Below are 17604 nucleotides of genomic sequence, written 5' to 3'. Positions count from 1 at the left end.
TGACATGACCACAGCCTCAGAAAAGAATATCAATAAATGGCTGATTACCATCACCGTGATGCTCCCCACGGTCATGGAGATCATCGACACCTCGGTGGCCAACGTGGCCTTGCCACACATGCAGGGCAGCCTGAATGCCGGAACCGATGAGGTAACCTGGGTTCTCACCTCCTACCTGGTCAGTAATGCCGTAGTGTTGCCGATGACCGGCTGGCTCTCCCGCATGTTTGGCCGCAAACGGTTCCTGATGACCTGCATCATCTTGTTTACCCTGGCATCACTGCTCTGCGGTGCAGCTCCCAACCTGGCATCACTGATCTTCTTCCGGGTGGTTCAGGGGGCTGCCGGCGGTGCATTGATTCCGATCAGTCAGGCCATCCTGATGGAAACCTTCCCGCCACAACAGCAGGGTATGGCCATGGCCATTTTTGGCATTGGTGCCATGTTCGGCCCGATCGTGGGCCCGGCCTTGGGGGGCTGGATCACCGACAATCTCAACTGGCGTTGGATCTTCTATATCAATCTGCCGATCGGCCTGATTGCAATCGTCATGTGCAGCCTGTTTATCTTTGACCCTGAGTATCTGCGACGAAAGTCCAGTGCGGTGCTTCAGATTGACTACTGGGGCCTGTTCCTGTTGACCACCAGCATGGGGGCATTGCAGGTGGTACTTGACAAGGGGCAGCAAGAGGACTGGTTCAACTCTTCTTTCATTCTCACCTTCAGCGTGATTACCGTTGTCTCGCTGCTGGCCTTGATCTGGGTGGAGTTAATCCATCCCCACCCGATTGTAAACCTGCGGCTGTTTAAGAACATCTCTTTCTCAGCCGGCAACCTGATTATGTTTGTCGTGGGGTTCTGCCTCTACAGCTCAATCATGCTGATCCCGCTGTTTCTGCAGACCCTGGTTGGCTACTCGGCGACTGATGCAGGTTTGGTTATGGCACCGGGCGGTGTGGCGACCCTGCTTACCATGCCGTTTGTAGGCGCCATGCTGGGCAAACGGGATGGACGCAAGATCGTTCTGACGGGACTACTGATCGGAGCAACCGCCATGTTTATCATGCAGGGGCTCAGCCTGGAGGCCTCCTACTGGTCCTTTGTCTGGCCCCGCATCGTTCTGGGAATCGGCCTTGCCATGATCTTCGTACCGCTGACCACGGTCACCCTTTCAGCAATCCCCCGGCAGGAAATGGGCAATGCCACCGGGGTCTTCAACCTGCTGCGCAATATCGGCGGCAGTGTCGGTATCGCTATTGCCGCCACCTTGCTGGCGCGGTTCTCACAGTTTTACCAAACCAGTCTCGTTCCCTCTATCAGCCAGTACAACCCCGTCTTTCAGATGCGGTTCAACACACTCAAGCAGGCCCTGATCGCCAAGGGGATGCAGGCAAGCCAGGCTGACCAGACAGCCATGGGCATGCTCTACGGAATGGTACGCAAACAGGCTGCCGCCCTGGCCTATAACCGGATTTTCTTCATCATAGGACTGGCCTTTCTTGCAATCATTCCACTTCTGCTCCTGCTGAAACGCCCCAGACACCAGTCTGGACCAATGGAGCTGCATTGACGGAGCTAGCCGCGGTGCACCGCAAAAGGTGCCCAGCTCTGGAAGACAGACATAACCTCCAGGTGATTGATATTGACATGTTCCGGCTGATCGCTGATCCACTTGATTATCCCGGCGATATCACCAGCAGTGAGCGGCTCAGTACCTTCATAGACTTTGCCGGCCCTTTGTTGATCGCCTTTAAAGCGAACCGCTGAAAATTCAGTTTCAGCCATGCCCGGGGCAATGCAGCTGGCCCGTACACGGCTTCCCAGCAGATCAGCCCTGAGATTACGCGTAAACTGCTCTACAAAGGCCTTGGTACCGCCATAGACGTTGCCCCCCGGATATGGCCAGGCACCCGCTGTCGAACCGACATTGATGATCTGGCCGCGATTGCGGGCGACCATCTCGGGCAATACAGCTCGGGTGCAATACATGAGCCCTTTGATATTGGTATCCACCATGGTATCCCAGTCATCCAACGAGGCTTGCTGGGCTGGTTCCAGCCCCAAAGCGAGGCCAGCGTTGTTCACAAGCAGGTCAATGGCACAAAACTCTTCCGGTAAGGCCGACACAAAAGCCTGCACAGCCTCACGCTCCCGGACATCCAGCACAGCAGCATGCACCGGGACCCTCCCGGACAACTCATCACGCAACCTCTGCAACGAATCAAGCCTGCGGGCTGCAATGACCAAACGGTTGCCCTGCTCTGCAAAAACCCTGGCACAGGCGGCTCCAAATCCTGATGACGCACCGGTAATCATAACGATCTTGCCGTTCATTTTCAGCCCCTTTCCTTAAACGAAAACCGGCCCGACGCAAAATGCACCGGGCCGGTCTGTTACAGCAAAAAACAACAAAACTTAGGCAGCTGCAGCCTTTGCCTTGTCGAATCCGGCAGCGTAGGCCTTCTCGTTCAGCTCCAGAAATGCCTCAGGCACGCGGGAGAGAACGGCCTTCAAGCCGTTTTCGCGGGAAACAACACCGGTCAGGGCGATCATGGCGCCAAGGGCAACGATGTTGGCAACGATTTCACGGCCCACTTCGTTCTTGGCGGTGTTGATGATATTGAAGCCGACTTTCTTGAAGCCGCCTTCTGGCAACTTGGTTACCAGATCGGTGTCATACAGCAGGATACCTGAATCCTTCAGGTCTGCACTGTACTTATCACAGGCTTCTTGGGTCAGGGCCAGCAGGGCATCAACCTTGGTTGCCTTGGGGTAGTCAACCGGCACATCATCAATGATGACCTCTGACTTGGAAGCACCACCACGAGCCTCAGGGCCATAGCTCTGGGACTGTACTGCCTGCTTGCCTTCGTGGATGGAAGCTGCCTCGGCAAGGATGATCCCCGCAGTGATCAGACCTTGTCCACCGGCACCGGAAAAACGTAATTCATACCTGGCCATCTATCTTCTCCTTTTTCAGAGTAATTATTACTTGTTGCCGCCAGCGCGCTCGATAACCTTAGCGTACTCTTCGCAGTACTCAGGACGCTCAACCTTGTGCAGAACACCGGTCAGCACCTTACCCTGAAGTTGTTCGGCAGTCATCTTCTCGGCAGCCTTCACCGGTACGGCAACTTCCTTCAGGCGGTTCATCATCTCAACAACCGACTTGAACTTGTTACGACGGCCATAGGTGGTGGGGCAGTCATCCAGGATTTCAACCACTGAGAAACCTTTGTGCTGAATAGCTTCAGCAATCAGCTTGTCAATCTGGTTGGCATGGAAGGCGGTACCACGGGCAACAAAGGTAGCACCAGCGCCGATGGCCAGCTTGGCCACATCGAAACCTGGGTCAGGGTTGCCGTAAGGGGTGGTTGAAGCCTTGTGGCCGGTGGGGGTACAAGGTGAGAACTGGCCACCGGTCATGCCGTAGATGTAGTTGTTCATGATGATGTAGGTCATGTTGATGTTACGACGGCAGGCGTGGATGAAGTGGTTACCACCAATGGCAGTACCGTCGCCGTCACCACCGACCAGGATCACGTTCATTTCAGGCTTGGCCAGCTTAACACCGGTTGCAAAGGCAGCTGCACGGCCGTGAGCGGTGTGCAGGGTGCAGCAATCAATGTAGCCGGGCAGACGGGAGGCGCAACCGATACCGGAAACGATGGCAGTCTCTTCCTTCTTCAGGTTGAGGCTGTCCATGGCACGAATCAGGCCCTTCATGACAATACCGTGGCCGCAACCAGGGCACCAGATATGGGGCAGTTTGCCCGGACGGATAAATTTTTCGTAATCAAAAGCCATGGTTACTTAACCTCCTTCATCTTCTCAAGGATCTGCTCAGGGTTGATCGGCTCGCCGTCAACACGATTGATGCCGAGGATCTGAGCCTTGCCTTGTGCGCAGCGCTCGATCTCAAGGCTGCACATACCCAGGTTCATTTCAGGTACGATGAAGCCTTTAACCTTTTCGGCCAGGGCCTTGATCTGCTTGTCCGGGAACGGCCAGAAGGTCTTGATCCGGAACATACCGGCCTTGATACCCTTCTCACGTGCCTCATTCACCGCATAACGAGCAGAACGGGAGGTTGAACCATAGGCAACTACACAGATTTCTGCATCGTCAAGCATGAACTCTTCAAACTCAACGATCTCATCAATATTGGCAGTGACTTTACGGATCTGACGCTCTTCTTCAGCCTGGACATACTCAGCCTTGGTGGTCGGGAAGCCGTCCGGCAGCTTGTTCAGACCGGTTACGTGGAACTTGTAGCCGGAACCGAAGGCAGCCAGGGGAGGCACATCACCGAACTTGGTGTCGTACGGTTTGTACTCTGAAGGAGGCACGGTCGGAGCTGCACGATCAATTACTTCCAGTTCGCCCGGCTCACGGAATTCGATCCGCTCACGCATGTGAGCAACGATCTCATCCGGCAGTACGTGTACCGGCATACGGTACTTCTCTGCCAGGTTGAAGGCACGTACGATCATGTCGTAGGTTTCCTGAACGGAAGCAGGCATCAGGGCGATAGTGGCATGGTCACCATGGGTACCCCAACGGGCACACATAACGTCTGACTGTGAGGGGCCGGTCGGCATACCGGTTGAAGGGCCACCACGCATAACGTTGTACACAACACAGGGGATCTCAGCGATGCAGCCGTAACCGATCAACTCCTGCTTCAGGGACAGACCGGGGCCTGAAGTGGAGGTCAGGGCTTTTTGACCGGCCAGAGCGCCACCCAACAGGGCAGCCATGGCACCGATCTCGTCTTCCATCTGAATAAACTTACCGCCTACTTTAGGCAGCTCAACGGACAAAACCTCCGAAACTTCTGTGGAGGGGGTAATGGGGTAACCGGCGAAGAACTTGCAACCGGCATACAGAGCGCCGTGGGCAGCTGCCTCGTTACCTTGCAAAAAACCGACTTTTTTTGACACTTTGAAATCCTCCCGTCTTATTATTCGGCGTGAACTTTGATGGCAAAGTCAGGGCAACGCAGTTCGCACTGCATGCACTTGATGCACTTCTCCAGATCCTTGACTGAAACAACAAAACCTTTCATTTCAAGAACCTTGGTGGGACAGAACTCCACACAGATGTGGCAGCCCTTACAGTACTTCTCGATAATCTCAATACGTGGCAGCTTCTTTTCTTCAGACATCGGCTCAACTCCTTCTATCCGTATTCGGAGGTGTGAAATAACGGCTCTTTATGCGGCAAGAGAAGGGCAGCCAATAAACCACCCTTCTCTTGCAGGCACGACAGAGCCTGTAAAAGGCAAATTAACCTTTCAGAATGCTGTCAAGGCTGTCAACCAGACCTTTTACTGCTGCAACAGACTTGTCCATCATGGCTTGCTCAGTTGCATCCAGCTTGAACTGCAGAACTTTTTCTACGCCGTTTGCGCCCAGAACAGCAGGCACACCAACATAGTAGCCGTTCACGCCGAACTCACCGTTCAGCAGGCAGCAGGTAGGCAGTACGCGCTTCTGATCTTTCAGAACAGACTCAGCCATGGCGATGGCGGAAGAAGCCGGTGAATAGAAAGCGGAACCGGTCTTCAGCAGGGCAACAACTTCGCCACCAGCCAGACGGGTACGGTTAACCATCGCTTCCATGACTTCCTTGGCCTTGTCTGCACCGTACTTTTGCTCCAGCAGTTCCATAACAGGAATGCCGTTCACTGCGGCATAACGAACCAGAGGAACCATGTCGTCGCCGTGGCCGCCCAGAGTCATGGCGGAAACGTCTTTCACAGACACACCCAGTTCCCAGGCAATGAAGGCCTTGAAACGTGCGGAGTCAAGCACGCCAGCCTGGCCAACAACGCGGTTGGCAGGGATACCGGTGATCTTCTGGCACAGGGTAACCATGGCATCCAGCGGGTTGGAGATAACGATCACGAATGCGCCGGGAGCGTACTGCTTGATCCCTTCGGAAACGGAGGTCATGATCTTTGAGTTGGTTGCAATCAGGTCATCACGGCTCATGCCGGGCTTACGGGGCAGACCGGCAGTAACGATAACAACGTCGGAGCCTTGAATATCCTTGTAGTCCTGGGTACCTTGCAGGCAGACGTCAAAACCGTCAACCGGTGAAGCCTCAGCGATGTCCAGCATCTTGCCCTGGGGCATACCTTCCACGATGTCAAACAGAACAACGTCACCCAGTTCACGCAGTGCGCAAAGTTGAGCAAGAACGCCACCAATCTGTCCGCCGCCAATCAATGAAATCTTTTTACGTCCCATTGTTTCTTCCTCCTCGTTTGGAATGTGTTTCTATTTTACACCAACAACTGATTATACCTGAAATATGTAAGGGGAGCCGGAGGACCGACTCCCCGAAACAACAGAAGCTTAGATGGCATCAACAATAGCGTTCAACGTTGCACTTGGGCGCATTGCCTTTTCGGTCTTGACCGGGTCCGTGTTGTAGTAGCCGCCCAGATCCTGGGGCTTGCCTTGGGCACCGATCAGCTCTGCGTTGATCTTTTCTTCATTTTCCTGAAGCTGCTTGGCCACCTTGGCGAAACGTGCAGCAAGATCTGCATCCTTGGTCTGAGCAGCCAGGGCTTCGGCCCAGTACATGGCCAGGTAGAAGTGGCTGCCGCGGTTATCGATCTGACCAACCTTACGGGCCGGGTTCTTGTTTTGATCCAGGAACTTGGTGTTGGCTTGGTCGAGGGTATCGGCCAGCAACTGGGCCTTCTCGTTCTTGAAGGTTGCAGCCAGGTGCTCAAGGGAGACCGCCAGCGCCAGGAACTCACCCAGTGAATCCCAACGCAGGTAGCCTTCCTGGACAAACTGCTGTACGTGCTTGGGAGCAGAACCGCCTGCACCGGTCTCGAACAGACCGCCACCAGCCAGCAGCGGCACGATGGAGAGCATCTTGGCACTGGTGCCCAGCTCGAGGATCGGGAACAGGTCGGTCAGATAATCCCGCAGGGCGTTACCGGTAACGGTGATGGTGTCTTTACCGGCTTTTGCGCGCTCGCAGGTAAACAGCATCGCATCAACCGGTGCCATGATCTGAATATCGAGACCGTTGGTGTCGTGGTCTTTCAGATATTTTTCCACTTTCAGGATCATCTGGGCATCATGAGCGCGGTTTTTGTCCAGCCAGAAGATGGCCGGTGCGCCGGTTGCACGGGCACGACGTACAGCCAGCTTGACCCAGTCCTGAATCGGCAGGTCTTTAGCCTGGCAACCACGCCAGATATCACCGGCTTCTACTTCGTGCTGGATCAGCACATTGCCTGCCTCATCAACCACCCGCACGGTACCGTCAGCTGCAATCTTAAAGGTCTTGTCGTGTGAGCCGTACTCTTCAGCCTTCTGAGCCATCAGACCAACGTTCGAGGTTGAGCCCATGGTGGTCGGATCAAACTGGCCGTGCTTCTTGCAGAAATCAACGCACACCTGATACCAGCGTGAATAGCAGCGGTCAGGTACGACGCACTTGACATCGTGCAGTTTGCCGTCTGGTCCCCACATACCGCCGGAATCACGGATTACCACCGGCATGGAGGCATCAATAATGATGTCGTTACTGGCGTGCAGGTTGGTGATCCCTTTGTCGGAGTCAACCATGGCCAGAGGCGGCTGCTTCTTGTAGACTTCCTGAATATCAGCTTCGATTTCAGCTTTTTTATCTGCAGGCAGCTTGGCAATCTTCAGGTACAGATCGCCCATACCAAGGTCTGGATTAACGCCCAGCTCTTTAAAGGTTGCTGCGTGCTTCTCAAATACATCCTTGTAGTAAACCTCAACAAAATGACCGAACATGATCGGGTCAGAGATCTTCATCATGGTGGCCTTCAGGTGGACCGAGAACAGCACCCCTTTAGCCTTGGCATCATCAATCTGCTCCTGAATGAACTTACGCAGAGCCTTGGCGCTCATGAAAGTACCGTCAAGGATCTCGCCAGCCTGCAGTGCCAGTTTCTCTTTCAGCACGGTGACCTTACCGGCCTTGTCAACAAACTCAATCTTTACATTGCCGGCTTTTTCCATGGTTACGGCTTTTTCATTTGCATAGAAGTCAGAGGACTCCATCCAGGACACGTGAGTCTTGGAATCGGCAGCCCATGCGCCCATCTTATGGGGATGTTTCTTGGCATATTCTTTAACAGCCTTTGCCGAACGGCGGTCAGAGTTACCCTCACGCAGCACGGGGTTAACGGCGCTCCCCAGACACTTGGCATAGCGTGCATGCAACTCTTTTTCTGCATCAGTTTTCGGCTCTTCAGGATAATCAGGCAGCTTGTATCCCTGCTCCTGCAGTTCCTTGATGGCTGCCTTCAACTGAGGAATTGAGGCACTGACGTTGGGCAGCTTGATGATATTTGCCTCAGGCTTCTGGGTCAGTTCACCCAGTTCAGCCAGATAGTCAGGCATCCTCTGCTCTTCAGTCAGATAGTCAGGAAAGTTTGCGATAATACGGCCAGCAACAGAAATGTCGCGGGTTTCAACAACAACGCCGGCTGCCTTGGTGAATGCATTAACGATAGGAAGCAGCGAGTAGGTTGCCAGTGCAGGTGCTTCATCAATCTTTGACCAGATAATCTTTGCTGATTCAGTTGCCATGTTCTCTCCTTGTGTTTTGGTATATATAAAATTTAATATACTGATTGCAACTAGTTACAATCAGTATAGACAACGTCAGCATTAAATCGTGTATACAGTATGCAAAAGGCCTCGGACTGTCAAGGAAAAATCTTTTCAATGTTGTATGTTTAACGAAACTTGTTGCCGGAGCGGCAAAGGTTTAATACGGCTAAAAACGGGGGGATTACTGACCGCGGCGGTGGGCTTGTCGACGTGCCTCCAGGGCCTCGTCTCTGCTGAAATTTCGAGGTACTTTTAAAACCTGTCCCGGCCAGAGTTGATAGGGGTCCCGGATCTGATCCCGGTTGGCCCGGTAAATCAATGGCCAAAGTGCTGCATCATTATAGAGTTCGGGCCGGGCGGCAATCTGGGGCAAGGTTTCACCGCGCTTCACCGTGTACGTGGTCAGTTGCGTGACATGGTTAGCCCCCTCACCTGCAGCGGCTTCGCCATCCTTATTTCGTTGCAGGGCCTTCTGGGCTTCAAGCAGCTCATGTTCTCTTTTACGCTCAGCCTCAAGCCGTGCCCGTTCCTCTTCTTCACGAACAGCCTGTTCTTCAATCAACTTAAGACGAGCTTCCTCTTTCAGCCTCTCTTTATACTGTCGGAGCTCCTGTTTCAGAAGCACACCCTTTTGATACGCCAGCTTAAACTGTTCGTCAGCCAGCTCCGCCTCATCTTCCTCAGTCAGCAGGAGCTCACCAAACAGAAAAGTTTTGCTGATGCTCGTGTAATCATCAGGGTAAGCATCAGAAGCATTTTCGTCCTGCAATTGCAGCAACGTCAACTGCGCCTTCATACGCCAAATCGGGTCATGACCACCACAGCCAGCCATTGTCATCAGCACCAGAGTCAGCAGTATGAGGCGCACTAGTGTTTTCATTACATATTATGCTGCCGGTGTGCCGGCAGGTGTTGCCAAGCGGATTCCCAGTTCGCGCAGCTGCTTGGTGTCGACTGCCGAAGGGGCTTCCGACATCAGACAGGTTCCCTTCTGGGTTTTGGGGAATGCAATAACGTCACGGATCGAGTCAGAACCGGTCAGCAGCATGATCAAACGGTCCATGCCAAAGGCAATGCCGCCGTGGGGCGGTGTACCATATTCCAGGGCATCCAGCAGGAAGCCGAACTTGGCACGCTTATCTTCTTCTGAGTGCCCCAACATCTTGAACATCAGCGACTGCACATGCTCCTGGTGGATACGGATTGAGCCGCCACCGATCTCATTGCCGTTCAACACCAGGTCATAGGCCTTGGCACGACAACGGCCGGGGTCAGACTCAACATAGTCCACATCCTCATCCATCGGCGCAGTAAAGGGGTGATGCACAGCACACCAGCGTTTGTCATCCTCATCCCACTCAAACAGCGGGAAGTCGGTAATCCAGACAAAATGGAACACATTAGGATCAGTCAGCTTAAGCAGCGATGCCAGTTGATTGCGCAGCTTGCCCAGCGAGTCATTGACCACCTTGGGCTTATCTGCCACAAACAGCAGCAGGTCACCCTCTTCTGCCCCAAAGGCGCCGTTCATGGCCGCGATCTCAGCTTCAGTGAAGAACTTGGTGATTGGTGACTGCCAGCCTTCGGCAGTTACCTTGACATAGGCCAGACCTTTGGCACCATAAATAGAGACAAAACTGGTCAGATCTTCAATATCCTTGCGGGAGAACGTGGCGCACCCCTTGGCATTGATCCCTTTGATGATGCCGCCATTGGCAGCCACTTCGTTAAAGACCTTGAAACCTGATCCCTTGACAATATCAGTCAGTTCCACCAGTTCCAGGCCAAAACGCAGGTCAGGGTTATCCACACCAAAACGGCGGATCGCCTCCTGGTAGGTCATCCGCTCTACCGGCAGCTGAACCTCAACCCCTTTGGCCTCTTTGAATACCCGTGCAATCAGCCCCTCCATGACCGTGATGATGTCCTCCCGGTCAATGAACGACATCTCACAGTCAATCTGGGTAAACTCAGGCTGGCGGTCAGCACGCAGATCCTCATCACGGAAGCAGCGTACAATCTGGAAATAGCGATCAAACCCTGAAATCATCAGGATCTGCTTAAAGATCTGGGGGGATTGTGGCAGGGCATAAAACTGCCCCTGGTTGATCCGGGACGGCACCAGGAAGTCGCGGGCACCCTCAGGGGTTGACTTGGTCAGAAACGGTGTCTCAAGCTCCAAAAAACCGTTGTCAGTCAGGTACTGGCGGGTAACCTGTGCCACCTGATGGCGAAGAATCAGGTTCTGTGCCAGTTGAGGACGACGCATATCCAGATAGCGGTACTTTAAGCGGATATTCTCGTTCACCTCGCTATGTTCATCCAGCATGAATGGCAGTGCCTTGGAACGATTCAGCAGCTTGCATTCAGCCACCTGAATCTCCACCTCACCGGTCTTCATATTGGGGTTAACGGTACCTTCCGGACGGGGAATAACCTTGCCTTTAATGGCCAGTACGTACTCGCTGCGCACGCCTTCAGCCACCTGATGAGCAGACGCATTAACCTCCGGATCAAACACAACCTGTGCAATCCCCTCTCTGTCACGCAGATCTATAAAGATCAGGCCACCATGATCACGACGACGCAGAGCCCATCCCATCAATACCACTTCACGGCCAATATCCTGAGCAGTCAGGCAACCGCAGTAGTCAGAACGTTTCCAGTTTCCCAATGTATCCATATGCTGATCCTCCAGTTAGTTAGTCGATCAACCGCCCGATATTACGCCAGCGGATATTGAACTTGTACCATGGCCCGTCAATAGACCAATATTTGATGAATGCCAGACCTTTCAGCTGATCCCGGCGGACGAACTTCCAGAAACGGCTGTCATAGGAGCGATCCCGGTTGTCCCCCATCACAAAATAGGAATTCTCGGGCACCACAATCGGCCCGAAGGTATCACGCGGATTCTGTTCTTTGGGTATTATATCCAGCTCTTTATGTACTTCATGGGGATTCTCATACAGCTTGCCATTGACATAGACCTTCTTGTCTTTACCTTCAACCACATCTCCGGGAACACCAATCACCCGTTTGATGAAGTCCTTACGCGGGTCCTCCGGATACTCAAAAACCACGACATCACCACGTTTGGGGTCGCGCAACTTAAGGATCTGGATATCCGTAAAGGGAAGCTTGGTGCCGTAGATAAACTTGCTGACCAGCAGGTGATCCCCGATCAGCAGTGTATCCTCCATGGAACCGGAAGGAATCTTAAAGGCCTGCACCACGTAGGTCCGGATAACAAGTGCCAGAAGCACAGCAATGATAATCGACTCAGTATACTCACGCCAGAGACTCTTTTTTTGAATCTCTTCAGTCTGCTGCTGCTCGTTCAGATCCGCCATGAATGTCCCTTCCTATTTGTCGTCAACTTTAAGGATCGCCAGGAATGCCTCCTGGGGCAGCTCAACGTTGCCAACGTTCTTCATCCGCTTCTTGCCTTCCTTCTGCTTTTCCAGCAATTTGCGTTTCCGGGTGATATCACCGCCATAGCACTTGGCCAACACATCCTTGCGCATGGCTTTAACCGTCTCACGGGCAATAATCTTGCTACCAATGGCGGCCTGGATGGCCACCTCAAACATCTGGCGTGAAATCAGCTCCTTCATCTTAGAGACCAGATCCCGGCCACGGAAGTATGCCTTGTCACGGTGCAGGATCAGCGACAGGGCATCAACAACCTCTCCGTTGATCAAGACGTTCATCCTGACCAGATCACTGCGCCGGTACTCCAGATGCTCATAATCCAGTGAGGCATAACCCTTCGTAATCGATTTAAGCCGGTCGTAGAAATCAAGCACAATTTCGTTCAATGGCAGTTCATAGATAATCATGACCCGCGTAGGAGTCAGATACTTGATCTCCCGCTGGACGCCACGCTTATCCTCGCAAAGCGCCAGTACACCACCGACATAATCATTGGGCACGTGGATGTGGGCCAGAATGAACGGTTCTTCAAGATATTCCGTGCTTTGCAGTTCAGGCATCTGGTTGGCACTCTGAATCGAGTACACGTCACCGTTCATTTTATGCACCCGATAGACAACTGTCGGCGCTGTGGTGATCAGGTCAAGGCCGAACTCACGTTCCAGCCGTTCCTGAATAATCTCCATATGCAGCAGCCCCAGAAAGCCGCAGCGAAAACCGAATCCCAGAGCGACCGATGTCTCCGGTTCAAAAGAAAACGAGGAGTCATTCAGCTTCAACTTCGCAAGCGCATCTCGCAGCTGCTCATACTGGGCGGTATCAATGGGATAGAGGCCGGAGAAGACCATCGGCTTGACCTCTTTGAATCCACCCAGCATCTCAGCGCACTGCCGATGCAACAGCGTGACCGTATCACCGACCTTGGCATCTGCCACATCCTTGATACCGGCGATCACAAACCCGACTTCACCTGCTGCCAATTGCGGCACCTCGACCATCACCGGCGAGAACACACCAACCTTAAGCGCCTCATAGGCCTTGTTGGTTGACATGAGCTGAATTTTGTCTCCCTTTTTCAGGGTGCCTTCAAACAGGCGGACCAGAATAATAACCCCCTGATACTGGTCATACCATGAGTCAAAAAGCAGCGCCTTAAGCGGGGCAGCAGCATCACCCTGCGGAGCCGGGATCTTCTTAACGATCTCCTCAAGAATCTCACGGGTACCGATCCCCTCTTTGGCAGAGGCCAGCACTGCATCATGGGCATCAATTCCGATAATCTCTTCTATCTCGTGCTTGACCCGATCCGGCTCAGCTGCTGGCAGGTCAATCTTATTCAATACCGGAAAGACCTCCAGGTCGTTGTCCAAAGCAAGGTACACGTTCGCCAGCGTCTGTGCCTCAACACCCTGTGAGGCGTCAACCACCAGCAAACCACCTTCGCAGGCAGCCAGTGAGCGGGACACCTCATAGGTAAAGTCCACATGCCCGGGCGTATCGATCAGATTAAGAACATAGGTGGTTCCATCATCAGCCGTGTAGTTCAGACGTACGGTCTGGGCCTTGATGGTAATGCCACGTTCACGCTCCAGATCCATCTTATCCAGAAACTGGCTTTGCATCTCACGCGCAGTCAGTGCACCGGTGTATTCCAACAGGCGATCTGCCAATGTGGACTTGCCGTGATCTATATGGGCGATAATTGAAAAATTACGAATCTTACTGATATCCATGAACTCTCACTGACTTTTGATGAACGGATAGAATTAGGAAGAATAATGAACAACTGCTGGAATGTAAAGCAGAAAAGGCCCCTTCTACAAAGAGAAGGAGCCTTATAATTTAGTTGGTGCCGAAGACGAGACTCGGCACTACTTTTTTAGTAACTCTAAGTACTTGCATTTATTAGAGGCAAAAACCCGGAAAAAGCGCCCGCGTGTGCAAATTTGTGTACAAGTACTACCCCATTTTAGTCCTGTTTGCAAGGCCAGATTTATGGCCAGATCTGATACGGTTTTTAGGGTACCATTTCACGGATTTACCAGATAGCAAAACTCGGATTATTGTGCAGGACATCCATGACGATATCTTGTGAACACGACAAGAAAAGGCTCAATAAAGCATACAAAATCCATTTTTGTCTACTCCCCTGTAAGGATAAAGGCAGCCCAGTAGTACGGATGAGAACCAAGATTTTTTGTTTTTTTGCTTTCCACAACTTTAAGGCCACGAAACGCTGAAGAGCCTATTAATCCATTCTTCATAAATTCGAGCTGTGTCTGACGGAGACTCTCAGACTTGCTTTTACCTGACTTTAAATGACTATAAAAAGAAGTCATAAAGCTGACCGTTACATTACTGTCAATGGGCCAAAGAGTAGCAAGGACTGATTTACTGCCAGCAAGCAGAAAGCCGCGACTAAGCCCCATCACTCCTTCTCCTGTATAATATTTTCCATTGCCCGTATCACAGGCAGAAAGAACTGCAAGATCACTATTAATTTTTAGTTTCTCAATTTCACTCATTGTAAAGAACGAACTTTCTGGGTTCTGGGAGTCAGAGGAAAGAACAAGAGATGGCTCAACAACACCGGGGACCTGATTTCCAAGTATTCCATGAGTTGCAAAATGCAGATACTTGTAACCTAACAGCGATTGTTTTTTTATGTAATTTTTGGATGCATTTTGCCCAACAGCAATATTGACACTACCAGGCCTAAACAACTGTGATATTTTTTCAACCTCTGTCCGTGTCTCAGGAAGTGGGCTAAACAGATTTAGTTCATTCACCGCGCGAGTATAGAAAAATTCACTATCACCTCTGAAAGTTTTTGGCGGTACCATTTTATCAAATACCGGATCCGCAATAGCAAACAGCGACTTATCATATTTTACAGGCGCATCCACCTCTCTTACTTTCTGTAGATAAGAAATTGAGGGGAAAAGAGTGACCTCGTGGTCCATAACAATCGGTCTATAATCTGACACTGAACTTGAAAGCAACGTAAAGGGAAGCACTCCCAAAGAACCATCAGTAACAACTAATAACCTTTTTTTAGCTTTCAGCTTATTTTCAATAGGCGTCATAAGCAGTTTACTTACCGCCATCAAGTCCGCCGTGATCTGATCTACCCCACCACGGCTTGACAACCGTTCTTTTATATTTTTAACCTTAAAGTTAAGCCATTTCGAATCAAGCGGCAGCAAAAAAAGATCTTTTTCATGCTGATTAATTGCAAAAGCTACAATACTTTTATCTGTAACAATGTAGTTGATAAGCAGTTCATCAGGCTTAAGCATAGCTTCAATTTGCCTGCTCTCGGCATTATTAATTCCCAACAGCTCAGAAAACTGCCTCGCCCTTAATCGCCCTTCCGTATGGAGTGCTGCCTGATAATCACCAAGGGAACCTGATTTCATGTATCTAGAGACATATGAGCGTAACAGCCCCCAATAAGCTGTAACAGTAAGGCCGCTTATAACCTGCCCTCTTTGAGCCACTTCAAAGCTTGAGCGCTTTGTTTCAAACTCATTAACAGCCTTCTCTAGATCAATAATAGCTTGGTCATAGTTACCTGCCTGTTCATTTGCCAAGCCAACGACTCTATAATCATTACCTGAAGGCTTTCGTCCGTACACTTTTGGAAACTTATTAATATAATCATTCCATAATTCGGCTGACTCCTTATATTTACCTTCCTTAGATAATATTTTAGCCTCACCTGCCTGCAGTATTAATTCAGTTATTTCTGGAAATACAAAAAGCCATCTATTTGACTTAGTTTCATTTAACAATGTGCGTGCAAAATCAGTATCACCTGCTTCTGTGAAATAATGTAAAGCACGAGAATATACAAAATGCCTGTTATTATTAAAAGACCAATTGCTATTAATATTTTTTATTTCACTCCAAAGTGCACGCATTTCTTCATATTTGTTTTTACCATCTTCTGATAATGACAAGTCTTCTAACTTTTGCTCTAAAACATGCATATATTCTAAATTTTGATTTCTTTCATCAAACTCAAATACACTATAACTTTTAGGTATTTTAAAGTAACTATTTGCTATCTTGATAGCTTTATTTCTATGTAAATCCCTAATCTCAAAAAGTCCCATATCAGAAAACAAATTTGCTAATATATTTTCATTTGAGAAGTTCTCAAATGAAATTGGTTCAAAATAGCGCACAGAGTTTTTGATATGCTGGATTGCTAAACCAGGTCGCTTAGTAACCTGGAAGTACAAACCATACTGATTTTCAGCAACCCCCTGCTTCATTCTATATTTGTCACAATTTTCCAAAACATAATCATAGGAAATCTTGGCAGTTAAATCTGGATCTTTCGGCGCGTAATTGAATAAAACGATGCTCTGAAGTATTTTAAGATTTGCCGTGTGTAATTCGCAGAGGTCTTCATCTGAAGAAACACTAGGTTTTCTGACCTCAGATGATATTATGTTCCAAGCTGCCTCATTAGCACCTAGATTTAACCATACAAGTGCACTGCTATGTGGTTTTGCACAGCCACTTAATATTGACGAATAGAATAATATTGTTAACAAGAATATTATTCTATAATTAATACATTTAGTAAGTTTTTTATTTAAATTATAAACAATCATAAGCACCTAAATTATATTTATATTTTTATATTATATAAATATTTAATTTTAAACATATAATATTTATGGATACATTTTTACCCATTGCTTTTTTTCTTCATCATACAACTCAACCAGCATTAAACCATCACCACCAATCTTCCATTTATACTCTTTATCTTTATCTTTAATAGTAATAACATTTTCAGCTATGGTACATTCACCATTGTATTCATTACTGCCCACCGTGAGGCTGCATTTACCTTTATCAATAGTAATCTTTTGAATATCAGTACAAAATCTACGACACTTCCACTCACCTTTCTCAAAAGGTTTTGGAGGGACATCAGGTGTACCACCAAACAAAGCGGTTGCTCCGTTAGCAATTGCAAGTACCCCTTGGACACCTATGTTTAAAATATGGTCAAACATGTGATATCCCTCAAAAATTAGTATTTATCTCAGCATTTAAAGCCAAGAATCTTTCATTTTTGCAATTATTTACAGCTTGTATTGGATTTTTTCAATATTTTATTATCCAAAACCGAGCTCTCATTCAAACTTGTCGAAGCCATTAAACTCGGCACTACTTTTGGCGGCATGCTGGTATGATTCAAGGAATGCTTTCACTCGGGCTATAGGGATGAAGTCTAGCGAAAATGAACAAGGCCGATCTTTCGACCGGCCTTGCATGGCTACCACATAATTACCTTATTTTCACAGCATCAATATCCGGAATGGGGGTGCAGGTGCTTGGCTGGAAGGAGTTTCTAGCTGAAGCTATGCAATAGATGTATTTTTTAAATGTAGGGCGGCGGGATAAGACTCTCAAAAAGGGACCAACACCCTTTTTCGATATAGCTTCTTAAAGTTTGTTCAGTTTCTTTGTTTCTTCACGTTTCTTGAACCTGAACGCAAAACGCCCCGGATATCAGTAGAACACTGATCCG

At 49.8% G+C, this 17604-nt stretch carries 14 protein-coding genes; 1 reads left to right on the top strand and 13 read right to left on the bottom strand.

Annotation, left to right across the window (positions count from 1 at the left end):
• Positions 1-4: 4 nt before the first annotated feature.
• Positions 5-1570, top strand: coding sequence for a DHA2 family efflux MFS transporter permease subunit (locus FY034_RS06930; RefSeq protein ID WP_265554675.1), 1566 nt, complete (start codon positions 5-7; stop codon positions 1568-1570).
• A gap of 5 nt (positions 1571-1575) precedes the next feature.
• On the opposite strand, the gene FY034_RS06925 is transcribed toward FY034_RS06930, so the two are convergent.
• The 13 genes from FY034_RS06925 to FY034_RS06865 form a co-directional block, all read right to left on the bottom strand.
• Positions 1576-2334 (bottom strand): SDR family oxidoreductase, encoded by a 759-nt coding sequence (locus tag FY034_RS06925; RefSeq protein WP_265554674.1) that lies wholly within the window; start codon positions 2332-2334, stop codon positions 1576-1578.
• 81 nt (positions 2335-2415) lie between these two features.
• Positions 2416-2961, bottom strand: coding sequence for a 2-oxoacid:acceptor oxidoreductase family protein (locus FY034_RS06920; RefSeq protein WP_012469687.1), 546 nt, complete (start codon positions 2959-2961; stop codon positions 2416-2418).
• Positions 2962-2988: 27 nt separating this feature from the next.
• Positions 2989-3807, bottom strand: coding sequence for a 2-oxoacid:ferredoxin oxidoreductase subunit beta (locus FY034_RS06915; protein WP_012469686.1), 819 nt, complete (start codon positions 3805-3807; stop codon positions 2989-2991).
• A 2-nt stretch (positions 3808-3809) separates the two neighbouring features.
• Positions 3810-4943, bottom strand: coding sequence for a 2-oxoacid:acceptor oxidoreductase subunit alpha (locus FY034_RS06910; RefSeq protein ID WP_265554673.1), 1134 nt, complete (start codon positions 4941-4943; stop codon positions 3810-3812).
• 20 nt (positions 4944-4963) lie between these two features.
• Positions 4964-5167 carry a 4Fe-4S binding protein gene (locus tag FY034_RS06905; RefSeq protein ID WP_012469684.1) on the bottom strand — a complete coding sequence of 68 codons (204 nt, stop codon included), beginning with the start codon at positions 5165-5167 and terminating at the stop codon, positions 4964-4966.
• A gap of 121 nt (positions 5168-5288) precedes the next feature.
• A complete protein-coding gene (gene mdh / locus FY034_RS06900; protein WP_265554672.1) occupies positions 5289-6254 on the bottom strand; it encodes a malate dehydrogenase in 966 nt (321 codons plus the stop codon).
• A gap of 108 nt (positions 6255-6362) precedes the next feature.
• Positions 6363-8591, bottom strand: coding sequence for an NADP-dependent isocitrate dehydrogenase (locus FY034_RS06895; protein ID WP_265554670.1), 2229 nt, complete (start codon positions 8589-8591; stop codon positions 6363-6365).
• Between the two features lie 205 nt (positions 8592-8796).
• Positions 8797-9495, bottom strand: coding sequence for a LysM peptidoglycan-binding domain-containing protein (locus FY034_RS06890; RefSeq protein WP_265554669.1), 699 nt, complete (start codon positions 9493-9495; stop codon positions 8797-8799).
• Between the two features lie 6 nt (positions 9496-9501).
• On the bottom strand, positions 9502-11298 hold the full coding sequence (gene aspS, locus FY034_RS06885; RefSeq protein ID WP_265554667.1) for an aspartate--tRNA ligase: 1797 nt from the start codon (positions 11296-11298) through the stop codon (positions 9502-9504).
• Between the two features lie 19 nt (positions 11299-11317).
• Complete coding sequence (lepB, locus tag FY034_RS06880) at positions 11318-11968, bottom strand: signal peptidase I (RefSeq protein WP_265554666.1); 651 nt, start codon at positions 11966-11968, stop codon at positions 11318-11320.
• A gap of 12 nt (positions 11969-11980) precedes the next feature.
• Positions 11981-13783: a translation elongation factor 4 gene (gene lepA, locus FY034_RS06875; RefSeq protein WP_265554664.1), complete on the bottom strand. Its 1803-nt coding sequence runs from the start codon at positions 13781-13783 to the stop codon at positions 11981-11983.
• 408 nt (positions 13784-14191) lie between these two features.
• Positions 14192-16675 (bottom strand): CHAT domain-containing protein, encoded by a 2484-nt coding sequence (locus FY034_RS06870; protein ID WP_265554662.1) that lies wholly within the window; start codon positions 16673-16675, stop codon positions 14192-14194.
• A 63-nt stretch (positions 16676-16738) separates the two neighbouring features.
• The gene (locus FY034_RS06865) at positions 16739-17086 is read right to left on the bottom strand and encodes a hypothetical protein (RefSeq protein ID WP_265554660.1); all 348 of its coding nucleotides are present in this window, start codon (positions 17084-17086) and stop codon (positions 16739-16741) included.
• Positions 17087-17604 lie beyond the last annotated feature (518 nt).

The organism is Trichlorobacter lovleyi (assembly GCF_015239775.1).
GTDB classification, from domain to species: Bacteria; Desulfobacterota; Desulfuromonadia; order Geobacterales; family Pseudopelobacteraceae; genus Trichlorobacter; species Trichlorobacter lovleyi_B.
This window is presented reverse-complemented; position numbering and strand designations above follow the sequence as displayed.

What these genes read in the sequence shown, in the direction of transcription:
- FY034_RS06925 (WP_265554674.1), bottom strand. Translation starts at nt 2,334, where the DNA reads ATGAACGGCAAGATCGTTATGATTACCGGTGCGTCATCAGGATTTGGA.
- FY034_RS06930 (WP_265554675.1), top strand. Translation starts at nt 5, where the DNA reads ATGACCACAGCCTCAGAAAAGAATATCAATAAATGGCTGATTACCATC.
- FY034_RS06905 (WP_012469684.1), bottom strand. Translation starts at nt 5,167, where the DNA reads ATGTCTGAAGAAAAGAAGCTGCCACGTATTGAGATTATCGAGAAGTAC.
- FY034_RS06915 (WP_012469686.1), bottom strand. Translation starts at nt 3,807, where the DNA reads ATGGCTTTTGATTACGAAAAATTTATCCGTCCGGGCAAACTGCCCCAT.
- lepB (WP_265554666.1), bottom strand. Translation starts at nt 11,968, where the DNA reads ATGGCGGATCTGAACGAGCAGCAGCAGACTGAAGAGATTCAAAAAAAG.
- FY034_RS06895 (WP_265554670.1), bottom strand. Translation starts at nt 8,591, where the DNA reads ATGGCAACTGAATCAGCAAAGATTATCTGGTCAAAGATTGATGAAGCA.
- aspS (WP_265554667.1), bottom strand. Translation starts at nt 11,298, where the DNA reads ATGGATACATTGGGAAACTGGAAACGTTCTGACTACTGCGGTTGCCTG.
- FY034_RS06920 (WP_012469687.1), bottom strand. Translation starts at nt 2,961, where the DNA reads ATGGCCAGGTATGAATTACGTTTTTCCGGTGCCGGTGGACAAGGTCTG.
- lepA (WP_265554664.1), bottom strand. Translation starts at nt 13,783, where the DNA reads ATGGATATCAGTAAGATTCGTAATTTTTCAATTATCGCCCATATAGAT.
- FY034_RS06890 (WP_265554669.1), bottom strand. Translation starts at nt 9,495, where the DNA reads ATGAAAACACTAGTGCGCCTCATACTGCTGACTCTGGTGCTGATGACA.
- FY034_RS06865 (WP_265554660.1), bottom strand. Translation starts at nt 17,086, where the DNA reads ATGTTTGACCATATTTTAAACATAGGTGTCCAAGGGGTACTTGCAATT.
- mdh (WP_265554672.1), bottom strand. Translation starts at nt 6,254, where the DNA reads ATGGGACGTAAAAAGATTTCATTGATTGGCGGCGGACAGATTGGTGGC.
- FY034_RS06870 (WP_265554662.1), bottom strand. Translation starts at nt 16,675, where the DNA reads ATGATTGTTTATAATTTAAATAAAAAACTTACTAAATGTATTAATTAT.